At 59.5% G+C, this 10,799-nt stretch carries 11 protein-coding genes and 1 CRISPR repeat array; of the genes, 8 read left to right on the plus strand and 3 right to left on the minus strand.

The features are described 5' to 3' along the window. Positions 1-69: 69 nt before the first annotated feature. A CRISPR array of direct repeats spans positions 70-546; the repeat unit is 36 nt; unit sequence GTTTCCAATTTCTAGGGATCCCCCCGAAGGGGGAAC. A 271-nt stretch (positions 547-817) separates the two neighbouring features. Beyond that, a complete protein-coding gene (locus NW837_RS09285) occupies positions 818-1,723 on the minus strand; it encodes a cation diffusion facilitator family transporter (RefSeq protein ID WP_414330927.1) in 906 nt (301 codons plus the stop codon). A 135-nt stretch (positions 1,724-1,858) separates the two neighbouring features. Between NW837_RS09285 and NW837_RS09290 the strand changes: the two genes are divergently transcribed. Both NW837_RS09290 and NW837_RS09295 read left to right on the plus strand, forming a co-directional pair. After that, positions 1,859-3,265 carry a UDP-glucose dehydrogenase family protein gene (locus NW837_RS09290; protein ID WP_414330930.1) on the plus strand — a complete coding sequence of 469 codons (1,407 nt, stop codon included), beginning with the start codon at positions 1,859-1,861 and terminating at the stop codon, positions 3,263-3,265. Positions 3,266-3,289: 24 nt separating this feature from the next. Next, positions 3,290-4,237 (plus strand): UDP-glucuronic acid decarboxylase family protein, encoded by a 948-nt coding sequence (locus NW837_RS09295; protein ID WP_414330933.1) that lies wholly within the window; start codon positions 3,290-3,292, stop codon positions 4,235-4,237. 49 nt (positions 4,238-4,286) lie between these two features. On the opposite strand, the gene NW837_RS09300 is transcribed toward NW837_RS09295, so the two are convergent. Further along, entirely contained in the window at positions 4,287-4,667 is a 381-nt protein-coding gene (locus tag NW837_RS09300; RefSeq protein WP_414330936.1) for an ArsR/SmtB family transcription factor, read from the minus strand. Between the two features lie 127 nt (positions 4,668-4,794). Here NW837_RS09300 and NW837_RS09305 point away from each other — a divergent pair, with 127 nt between their 5' ends. From NW837_RS09305 to NW837_RS09320, 4 genes are all read left to right on the plus strand, one after another. Then, complete coding sequence (locus NW837_RS09305) at positions 4,795-5,511, plus strand: MBL fold metallo-hydrolase (protein WP_011433521.1); 717 nt, start codon at positions 4,795-4,797, stop codon at positions 5,509-5,511. A 131-nt stretch (positions 5,512-5,642) separates the two neighbouring features. After that, a complete protein-coding gene (locus NW837_RS09310) occupies positions 5,643-6,110 on the plus strand; it encodes a DUF29 domain-containing protein (RefSeq protein ID WP_414330939.1) in 468 nt (155 codons plus the stop codon). Positions 6,111-6,166: 56 nt separating this feature from the next. After that, positions 6,167-6,748 (plus strand): rhodanese-like domain-containing protein, encoded by a 582-nt coding sequence (locus NW837_RS09315; RefSeq protein ID WP_414330942.1) that lies wholly within the window; start codon positions 6,167-6,169, stop codon positions 6,746-6,748. After that, complete coding sequence (locus NW837_RS09320; protein ID WP_414330945.1) at positions 6,745-8,559, plus strand: SulP family inorganic anion transporter; 1,815 nt, start codon at positions 6,745-6,747, stop codon at positions 8,557-8,559. Before NW837_RS09315 ends, NW837_RS09320 begins: the two co-directional genes overlap by 4 nt. Here the strand turns inward: NW837_RS09320 and NW837_RS09325 are convergent. Next, positions 8,537-9,796 (minus strand): hypothetical protein, encoded by a 1,260-nt coding sequence (locus NW837_RS09325; RefSeq protein WP_414330949.1) that lies wholly within the window; start codon positions 9,794-9,796, stop codon positions 8,537-8,539. The two genes, NW837_RS09320 and NW837_RS09325, sit on opposite strands and share 23 nt — an antisense overlap. 236 nt (positions 9,797-10,032) lie before the next feature. Between NW837_RS09325 and trxA the strand changes: the two genes are divergently transcribed. Next, the gene (trxA, locus tag NW837_RS09330; protein ID WP_414330952.1) at positions 10,033-10,365 is read left to right on the plus strand and encodes a thioredoxin; all 333 of its coding nucleotides are present in this window, start codon (positions 10,033-10,035) and stop codon (positions 10,363-10,365) included. Between the two features lie 7 nt (positions 10,366-10,372). Beyond that, on the plus strand, positions 10,373-10,799 hold a 427-nt coding region (locus tag NW837_RS09335; RefSeq protein WP_414330955.1), incomplete at its 3' end, for a lipoyl protein ligase domain-containing protein.

Consider the following 10,799-nt stretch of genomic DNA (forward strand, 5'->3'; position numbering starts at 1 on the left):
TCCAATTTCTAGGGATCCCCCCGAAGGGGGAACTTGTTGTCGTGTCTAAATCGGCTACCCTCTAGCGACGTTTCCAATTTCTAGGGATCCCCCCGAAGGGGGAACTTTCCCTAGGCACCTGGGTGCCTTTCTTCCCTGTTTAAGTTTCCAATTTCTAGGGATCCCCCCGAAGGGGGAACGATAGAAACAACACCCAGGATTATCTCCTGGGTGTGTGGTTTCCAATTTCTAGGGATCCCCCCGAAGGGGGAACATGCAGAGTTCCTTGACTACATTCTGAATTCTCTGAGAATGTTTCCAATTTCTAGGGATCCCCCCGAAGGGGGAACCTGAACTGGGACGCCTACCCTGCAGGTGTCGGATTGTTTCCAATTTCTAGGGATCCCCCCGAAGGGGGAACCAGTGCACCCATCAGCAATAGTTGATGGGATACCGTTTCCAATTTCTAGGGATCCCCCCGAAGGGGGAACGTCGAGATAATCGACTAGTAATCTCAAAGGCTACCTTAGTGTTTCCAATTTCTAGGGATCCCCCCGAAGGGGGAACTCCACCCCTATTAAAGCCAAGCAGGGCAAGGGATGCAAGACCCGTTTGCGAGGGATCCGGAAAAAAGGGGGCAAAAAGAGTTTCGGCGAGGGGGTTTTGGGGCCGGAAAGCCTTGTGGCACAAGGCGTCGAGGGATCCGACGAAAGAATGGGCTTTTCCGAGATTTTGAGGGACGCTCGCAGAGGCGTTGATACCGTTTTAGTGTTCTTTTGGAAACATCAGGATCCCTGAGCCTTGGCTGGGTCATCTGTTGGCAGGTGGCAAGCTCTCGCTAGGGTTGTTCGATATGGGAGCGAGGCTCCAGGTGGATGAGGATCCGCGCTGGCCCGTAGCGCTCCTGCAAGAGGCGTTCAACTTCCTCGGTAAGGCGGTGGGCGGACTCAATGTCCTGTGGCTCCACCACCAGGTGCATCTCGATAAAGACCATTTCCCCTGGGATGCCGCGGGAAGTGATGTCATGGCAGTCGAGCACGCCTGGCACGCTCAGGATCAGATCCCGCAGGGCCTCGGCAGGGATCGCCACCCGGTCGGTGAGGTAGGGAAGATTCTCCTGCAGCACTTCCCAGCCGCTTCGGAGCACCAGCAGCGCCACCGGCAAAGCCAGGGCTTGATCCAACCAAGGGATCCCCCAGTAATGCATGCCGGCCAACCCCAGCAACACCGTCAGCGTTACCCCAACGTCGCTGAGGGTATGGCGCGCATCGGCCAACAGCAGCGAGCTGGACAGAGCTTTGCCCCAGCAGTGCTCGTAGAGGGTGATAAAGACATTAATGCCCAGCACGCCCACCATCATCCCCAAGGTCAGCTCATCGATCTGCAGGTGGGGCTGGGGCTCCCAAAACCGCTCCACGGCTGTGCGCAGGATCTCCAGGCTGGCCATCCCCAAAAAGGCGGCGATCCCCAGCGCTCCAATGGCTTCAAACTTGCGATGGCCGTAGGGATGGTCGTCATCGGGCTCTGGCGAAGAAAAGCGCATGGCCACCAAGCCCAAAATGTTGCTGGCGCTGTCGGTGGAGCTGTGTAGGGCATCGGCAATGAGGCTCAGGGATCCCGTCGTCAGCCCCAGGATTAACTTGATCAGAAACACCAGGACATTTAGCCCTAGCGTGACGTACAGCACCCTCTGCACTTGGCGCTGACGGCGGCTGGCTATGGCAGCAGAATCCAGAAAGCTCACTGCAGCTCGAGCGGGGATCCACAGATATCCTGCTTTATTCTGTCACCGACCTCAATAGGGGTAAGGGAGGGTACCCTAAAAGCAAGCTGCTAAGGCTTAGTCAAGTGGCCGCCGATTGGGGAGCGAACTCTGAGTATGCACGTTGCTGTGGTAGGCGCTGGCTATGTGGGCCTGGTAACAGGGGCTTGCCTGGCTCACCTGGGGAATAGCGTTATCTGTGTGGACAACAACCCCGCCAAGATTGAAGGGCTGCAGCGGGGTCGCCTGCCCATCTACGAGCCCGGCCTGGAAGAGCTGGTGCGGGAGGGAACTGCGGCGGGTCGGCTGCACTTTAGCACCGATCTGGGCTCTGGGATCCAGGCCAGCGAGGTGGTGTTTATTGCCGTGGGCACCCCGGCCCTGCCCAGCGGGGATCCCGATCTGCGCTACGTGGAAGCAGTGGCGCGGGAAATTGGCCAGCATCTGGACGAGCACTATCGAGTCATTGTCAACAAATCCACTGTGCCCATTGGCTCTGGGGACTGGGTGCGCATGCTCATTTTGGACGGGGCCGCCGAAGCCGCCAAGCAGCGGCTGAGCAGCCGAGAAGTGGGGAGAGATCCAGAGGCCAGATCCCTGACCTTGGAGCTCTCGCCTTGGACGCCGCAGTTTGACGTGGTGAGCAACCCCGAGTTCCTACGGGAGGGCAGTGCCATCCAAGATACCTTCTACCCGGATCGGATTGTGATTGGCTCTAACAGCCCCCACGCCATTGAGATCATGCGGCAGCTTTACAAACCCATCCTCAGTCGCCAGCAGGGCCTGCAAGGGGATCCCGTGCCTTTGCTGGTGACCGACCTGGCTTCTGCCGAAATGATCAAGTATGCCGCCAACGCCTTCCTGGCCACCAAGATTAGCTTCATCAACGAAATGGCCAACATCTGTGAGCGCACCGGCGCCGACATCACCCAGGTGGCAGAAGGGATCGGCCTAGATAGGCGCATTGGCCGCGCCTTTCTCAACGCTGGCATAGGGTGGGGCGGAAGCTGCTTCCCCAAAGATCTGGCGGCTCTTATCCAAACCGCTGCTGACTACGGCTATGAGGCCAAGCTGTTGCAGGCCACGGTGGAGGTTAACCGAGAACAGCGGCAACGTTTGGTGGAAAAGCTGCAGCAAGCCCTCAAGGTGCTCAAGGGAAAAACCATTGGCCTACTGGGTCTGACGTTTAAACCCCACACCGACGACCTGCGGGATGCCCCTTCCCTGACCTTAATCGAGCAGCTCCACCGCCTTGGGGCAAAGGTGAAGGCGTATGATCCCGTTGTGTCCGCTTCAGGGATGCGGGAGGGGTTGGCCCATGTGGTGGTGGAAACGGATGTGTTTCGCCTGGCCCAAGATTGCGATGCCCTGGTGTTGGTGACGGAGTGGCCGGAGTTTTTGTCGCTGGATTACCGACGGATTGCAGAGCTGATGCGGCGGCCCTTGCTCATCGATGGCCGTAACTGTCTGGATCGGGAGGCGGTGCGGCAGGCGGGCATAACCCTCATTGGAGTGGGCTGGTAGGTGCTGGGGAAATCAGGGGAAATCATGAAGATCCTGGTTACGGGTGGCCTGGGATTTATTGGATCCCACTTGGTAACCCGCCTTCTGCAAGAAGGCCACTGGGTCATTTGCCTGGACAATGGCTCCACAGGCCGGCAGCTCAATGTCCAGGCCCATCTGGACAACCCCGCCTTTCAGCTCATCTGGCACGACGTTGCCGAGCCCCTGCCGCCCGCTTTGGCAGAGGCTGGGATCCAGCAGATCTACCACCTGGCTTGCCCCGCTTCTCCCCCCCACTACCAAGCGGATCCCATCCGCACCATCCGCACCAGCCTCTGGGGCACCTACCACCTGCTGCAACTGGCCCAGAAAACGGGAGCGAGGTTCCTGCTGGCCTCGACTTCAGAAGTGTACGGGGATCCCCAAGTGCATCCCCAACCGGAAGACTACTGGGGCCACGTCAACCCCATCGGCCCGCGGGCCTGCTACGACGAATCCAAGCGCTTGGCGGAAACCCTCACCTTCGACTGGCAGCGGCAATACCAGACGGAGATCCGGGTGGCCCGCATCTTCAACACCTACGGCCCCGCCATGCGGGAGGACGATGGCCGCGTGGTGAGCAACTTTATCGTCCAGGCCCTGCGCGGGGATCCCCTGACGGTCTATGGGGATGGATCCCAGACCCGCAGCTTTTGCTACATCTCCGACCTGGTGGAAGGCTTGATCCGGCTGATGAACAGCCCCTACCCCGGACCCTTTAACTTGGGCAACCTAGAGGAGTTCACGATCCTGGAGCTGGCCCGGCAGATCCTTGCGCTCACGGGCAGCCCTTCTCCCATCGTTTACCGGCCTCTGCCAACAGATGATCCCAAGCAGCGGCGGCCCGACATTCGCAAAGCCCGTGCCCTCTTGGGGTGGGAACCTCGGATCCCGCTGCAAGTTGGGCTGCAACAGACCATCCCTTACTTTCGTCGGCGGCTGGGGCTGGACTAATCATCAGGTGCTCCCGACAACCCCAACCCGTTTGAGAACCATTTTCGCCTCAGCTCGGTTGACCTGGGTGAATGGCTGCCAGCGGCTCCAGTTGGCGGGCTTGCTGTTGTAGCCGACTCACCAACTGCCGACATACCACTTCGCACAGCTCAAAGCACATGGGATCCGCAATTTGGTAATAAACACTCACCCCCTTGGGCTGACGGCTGACGATCCCTGCCTGCGCCAAGATTTTCAGGTGCTTGGAAACATTGGCCTGGCCCATGCCGGTGGCTTCCAGAATCTGGGTTACATTCTTCGGCCCAGAGCGCAGCTCACACAGGATCTGCAGCCGGCTGGGTTCCGCCAAAACCTTGAAGTACTCCGCCACGCTGTTGAGAACCTGCGGCGTCAGGATCGTGCGACACTCATTCACATCCGCTCTGCTCACCGGCTTTCTCCCATCAACAAACCTGCTTGCGCCGTTCGTCAACTTGATTTTAACACTAGATAGTTATATAGTATTCCTAGAAAGTCCAAGTTCATGTCGGACTTTCGATACCAGACAGGAGGGCACTATGCTATTTCGCCAACTGTTCGACGCAGAAACAAGCACCTACACCTATTTAATCGCGGATCCGGCAACTCGCGAGGCCGCCCTGGTGGATCCAGTGCTGGAGCAGGTGGAGCGGGATTTGAAGCTGATTCGGGAATTGGGTCTAACCTTGAAGTACTGCCTGGAAACCCACGTTCACGCGGATCACATCACGGGAACCGGGAAGCTGCGGGAACTGACCGGTTGCCAAGGGGTGGTGCCAGTACAGGCCAAGGCTCAATGTGCAGATCGTTTCATCGGTCATGGGGAAACGCTGCAAGTGGGATCCGTCGTCATTGAAGCCATCGCTACCCTGGGCCACACCGACAGCCACATGACCTACCGCGTGAATGGGGATCGCGTCCTTACCGGAGATGCCCTGCTGATCCGCGGCTGTGGGCGCACGGATTTCCAAAGCGGGGATCCCGGCCTGATGTACGACCATGTTACCCAGCACTTGTTTACGCTGCCCGATGAGACGCTGGTCTACCCCGGCCACGACTATCGCGGGCACACCGTCTCCACCATTGGCGAGGAGAAGCGCTGGAACCCGCGCTTTGTGGATCCGGAAACGGGCAACCTGCGTTCCCGTGAGAGCTTCATTGCCCTGATGAACAGCCTCAACCTGCCCCAGCCCAAGAAGATCCAGGAAGCGGTGCCGGCCAACGAGCAGTGCGGCCAAGTGGCAGCAGCGGTTTAATTCCTTCTGGGCAGCGAGGTGCAGGGTAAGCCCCCGCCGGCTGGGGAGCCCATGTGAAACTCCGATGGTGAGGGCCCGCTGCTCTGGGTAACCTTCTCTCAATTGGCTTGCCAGAAATGGAGAGTTTGAGCGTGGATCGAGAAAGTCTCTATGAGAGCGATTTCTACGCTTGGATCCAGCAACAAGCTCAATTTCTGCGGGATCGGGCCTGGGAGAAGCTGGATCTGCCCAATTTAGTCGAGGAGATTGAATCGTTGGGCAGGCAACAGCGGCAGGAACTGCGAAACCGACTTGCAGTTTTGGTTGGGCATCTCCTCAAGTGGGAGTACCAGCCAGAGGGGAGATCCGCAAGCCGGCTCCTCACCCTCCAGCTGCAGCGGCAGGAAGTTCTGGAGCTTCTTGAAGAAAGCCCAAGTCTCAAGCCCTATTTGCCAGAGGCCATCTCCAAGTCTTACTTGGGAGCGCTGAAGCTGGCCCTGGAGGAGACCAAGCTGCCCAGAAAGATTTTCCCCAAAACCTGCCCTTATTCCTCAGAGCAAATCCTGGATAGCCGGTTTTACCCCGGTGAGCCCAGTCATTTGCTTGAGGAGGGGGATTAATCCCAAAAATCGCTGCATTTTGCATTTTAGACAACGCTAGAAGCAAGGAGACAACCATGACCGTAACCCAACAAAACCCTATCCCTTCCGCTTCGCAAGAACGGGATCCCCGTCTCAAGGAGATCGATGCCCTGACCTTAAAACAGTGGCTGGATCAGGGGCGAGTCCAGCTCATTGATGTGCGGGAGCCGGGAGAATATGCCGATGAGCGGATCCCGGGGGCCATCAACATGCCCCTATCTACCTTTGACCCGGCCAAAGTGCCTGCTTCCACGCCAGAGAAGCCGGTGGTGTTGCACTGCCGCATGGGCAGCCGCTCCATCCGCGCCGGTTGTCAGTTGCTAGACCGCGGTTGGCCGGAGGTGATTAGCCTCAAGGGCGGGATCGAGGCTTGGAAAGCGGCTAAGCTGCCTGTTACCCGCACCCAAAATGCTCCCATCTCCATCATGCGGCAGGTGCAGATTGCGGCGGGATCCCTGGTGCTCACCGGAACCCTTCTGGGGGCCTTTGTCAACCCCTGGTGGCTGCTGCTGAGTGGCTTTGTGGGCGCTGGGCTGGTGTTTGCGGGTGTAACCAACACCTGTGGCATGGCTCTGCTCTTGGCTCGCATGCCCTGGAACCGAGGTCAGGCGCTATGAGTGGGATCCCTTCTGCTTCCTCTTCGGGGCAAGGGATCCTGGCGCGGTACCTGCCCTTTGCTAAGGAGTCCCTTTGGGTCTTCCACTATCAACGATCAGATTTGCCGGGAGATCTGATCGCCGGCCTTGTGGTGGCCATTCTGTTGGTGCCCCAGAGCATGGCCTATGCCCTGTTGGCCGGGTTGCCCCCCCAAGTGGGCCTGTACGCCAGTATTTTGCCGGTGATCGTCTATGGACTACTGGGATCCAGCCGCGCCTTGGCGGTAGGGCCAGTGGCCATCATCTCCCTCTTGGTGGCGGCAGGGTTAGAGCCGCTGGCCGGTCGCGTCAGCGGGACGGAGTCCTTGCCGGGCAGCCCAGAGTACGGGCAGTTGGCTTTAGGCCTGGCCTTGGAAGTGGGTTTGATTCAAGGGGCGATGGGGTTGTTGCGGCTGGGGTTTTTGGCCAATTTCTTAAGCCACACGGTGGTGACTGCCTTTGGCAGCGCGGCGGCCTTGATCATCGGCTTCAGCCAGCTCCGCCACCTCCTGGGGGTCAAGATCGCCAATACGGAGTCCTTCTTGCTGTTGGTGCAGCGGCTGTGGCAAAGCCTGGACAAGGTGAACTGGGCAACCTTTGGCCTAGGGCTGCTGGCCGTATCCCTGCTGGTGTACGCTCAGCGAAAGTTGCCCCACCAACTGCGGCGTTGGGGTGTGCCTCCAGGTTGGGCCTTGATTTTGACCAAGGGGGCACCGCTAGCGGCTGTGCTCGTGACCAGCCTGTTGGTCTGGGGCCTAAACCTCTCGGAGAGGGCAGGGGTATCCGTTGTTGGCTCCATTCCTTCCGGGTTGCCCCCCTTGGGCTTTCCCTCGTTGAGCTGGGGACAGTGGACAGCGCTTCTGCCCACCGCCTTGGCCATTAGCTTGGTGGGCTTCACGGAGAGCTATGCCGTGGGGCAGTCCTTGGCCAGCCAGCGGCGGCAGAAGGTGGATCCCAACCAAGATCTGGTGGCTTTGGGGGCAGCCAACTTGGCAGCAGCCTGCAGTGGCGGCTATCCGGTAACGGGAGGCATCAGCCGGTCGGTGGTGAACTTTCAAGCAGGCGCCAACAGTGGCCTGGCCTCCCTAATCACCGGCCTGTTGGTGGCTTTGACGGTCATCTGGCTGATGCCCCTGTTCACCTTCTTGCCCCAGACCACCCTGGCGGCCATTGTTCTGGTGGCGGTGCTGGCCCTGGTGGATTTTCACCCCCTGCTGCAAAGCTGGCGCTACGACCGTGGCGATGCCCTGGTTTGGTTGGTAACCTTTGCCAGTGTGCTGGGGATCGGGGTGGAGCAGGGGATCGGAATAGGGGTGTTAGTCTCCATCCTGCTCTTTCTTTGGCGGGCTAGCCGTCCTCACATTGCCATCGTGGGTCAGGTGCCCGGTACGGAGCACTACCGCAACGTGCAGCGCCATGAGGTGATTACCGATCCCCGTATCTTGGCAGTGCGGGTGGACGAGAGCCTGTTTTTTGCCAACGCAGCCTACTTGCAGGAGTATCTGCTGCGAGAGGTGGCGGCGCGACCCACAGTGGAGCAGGTGCTGCTCGTTGCCAGCGCCATCAACTTCATCGACGGCAGCGCTTTGGAAGTGCTGACCCAGTTGGTGGAACGTTTGCAGCAGGCAGGGGTGGGCTTTGCCATGGCCGAGGTGAAGGGGCCGGTAATGGATCGCCTCCAAAAGGCTGGGTTTGTGGAGAAAGTGGGCGCTGAGCGCTTCTTCCTCTCCACTCACCAGGCGATGCAAGCCCTCGGATCCCAGCAGAGCCTCAGTCAGGTGTCATCTTCCTGATCAGCACAAGGGGGGTTTGTTCAGCGGCATTGCCGGCGGGGTTCTTGCCCAGGGCTTGCTCCACCAGCTCCCGCTCTACGCCGGGGCTGGCTGCCAGGATCTTGACCTGCCCCAGATCGTTGGCATCCACGATGGCCACTTCGTAGCCCGTCTGCCGATGCAGATTCCCCACCAACTTGGCCGGATCCCGCGGCCCCAGCACGATGAACTGGTCATAGGGAGGCAGGGTGCCAGTAACGTCGTCGATGAGATCGGCCTGCTCCCCCGCCAGGGCATAAAAGACCCCCGGGATCCCCAGCAGTTTGGCCAGGGATCCCACCACAAAAGCCCACACCACCCGCCAGGCCCCGGAGCAGTCGATCAAAGTCTGCATCCCGTAGCAGCTTGAAAGACTGGTCTTGGAGGGGAAGAAGTAGCACAGGGTGCGGGCCAGCCAGCCGGGCTGCACCTGCAGGGGATGGCGAAAGTTGCCCTGCACAATGGCCACGGCACTCTCGGAAATAGCCACCACATCCCCAGGCTGGACGTGAGGGCTCACGTACCGCTGCAGCACCTCGGCCAAGTCATCGCTGGGGGTCAGCAGATGGGTGGGAACGGCGGCCCAAAGGAGGGATCCCTGCTTCTGCCAGTTCAGCTCTGGCAAGGGCTCCACCTCCTGCAACGGCAGAATGAGATGGCTGGTCTTGAGGGTGCGCCGCTGCCGCCCGTACTGGATGTAGTCCAACTCCAGCCAGGCAGAGCGCAAATGGGCCAGCCCTTCCCCCTTCAGCTCGATCTCGACTTCTAGGCCAGTCTGGTTCTGGGGGGTGATGATGTAGGCCTGCCAGTAGTTGTCTTGGCGGGGGGGAAGATCCGGATGGCGAGAGCGCAGGCGTAGGCGGTTGTGAATGCCTTCTAGGGATCCGGCGCTGAGCAAATGCAGTCGCGGCTCCACCTGGGCCAAGGTGACTTCCAAAAGGGGGTTGAGGTTGCGAGCCACAAACTCCGCTTGAATGACCCAGTGCTCGGGGGTGTGGCGGCTGATGCGCCAGCCTTGGGGCTCCACCACCAGCTGGTCAGCGGGGCGGGTTTTCAGCCAGTACAGCAACGTTCCCAAGCTGAGCAGCAGCCCGGCCACTACCTGAGCCCAGCCCCAGGGATCCCACAGCCAACGCCAAGCCCCCCATAGGCTGAGTCCTACCCCGGCCAGCACTGCAGCCAACACGCCACGATTCACCATGCTGCTACTTGTTGCCATTGGGATCCCACTCCTCAAAAAAAGACAAGTGCTTAAGCCCTGCTAAAGTCTGCCCCTTTGTCCACCACAACACCCTAGACTACGGGTACGCTCTAGCTCTTCTCCTGAACCCTAGCCATCCTACCGGGAAACCGAAGCAGGCTGCGGCGAGATCTCCACACCAATTTTTAATCTCAAACAGTTAGCTTACAAATAGATTTCATCTCAGGCTTTTCAGAACACCCTTGGAGTTTCCTATGGCGCACAAACAGCAATTCAAAAGCTTTGACGACATGATTCAGGGATCCAAAACCCCCATCCTGGTGGATTTTTACGCCACTTGGTGTGGTCCCTGTCAGGTGATGGCCCAGGTGCTGGAGCAGGTGAAGCCGCAGGTGGGTGACGCCATCTCTTTCGTAAAGATTGACACAGAAAAGTACCCCAATATTGCTGCCCGCTGGGGTATCTACGCCGTGCCAACCCTCATCCTGTTCAAAGACGGGAAGCCGGTTGACCGTATCGAGGGGCTGTTGCAGCCTCGCGCCTTGTTGGAGCGGTTGCGGGCGCAGGTTAACCTGCCGGTAGGCTAGGTGGACGTTGCTGGGATGGGGTCTTTTGGTCATCTTCTGGTGGCACAGCGAGCTCTCCAGCAAAACCGCCTTTGAGATGTCCTCGCAGGTGTTTGAGCGCTCTTTGGGATCTCCGCCTCTGGAGGTTCACCTGGCGGGAGAGGTGCCCTATCGCACCGCTTGGGCTTGGCAGCAAGCCAGGGTGGCTCGCCTGATCTGCAATCTGCAGCTGCCAGATGGGCTCCTACTGCTCACCCACCCGCCGGTCTACACCCTGGGGGCAGGGGCGGATCCCAAGTTCCTCAAGAGCTTGGCTGGACAGATAGGATCCCCAGCTGCCCGCCCAGAATTCCTCTCTGGACAAGGGCCAGAAATCCTGCGGGTAGAGCGCGGCGGCGAAGTCACTTACCACGGGCCAGGCCAGTGGGTTGGTTATGCGATCCTCAACCTCAGGC

It is taken from the genome of Synechococcus sp. R6-10, from assembly GCF_047461815.1.
Classification (GTDB): domain Bacteria; phylum Cyanobacteriota; class Cyanobacteriia; order Thermostichales; family Thermostichaceae; genus Thermostichus.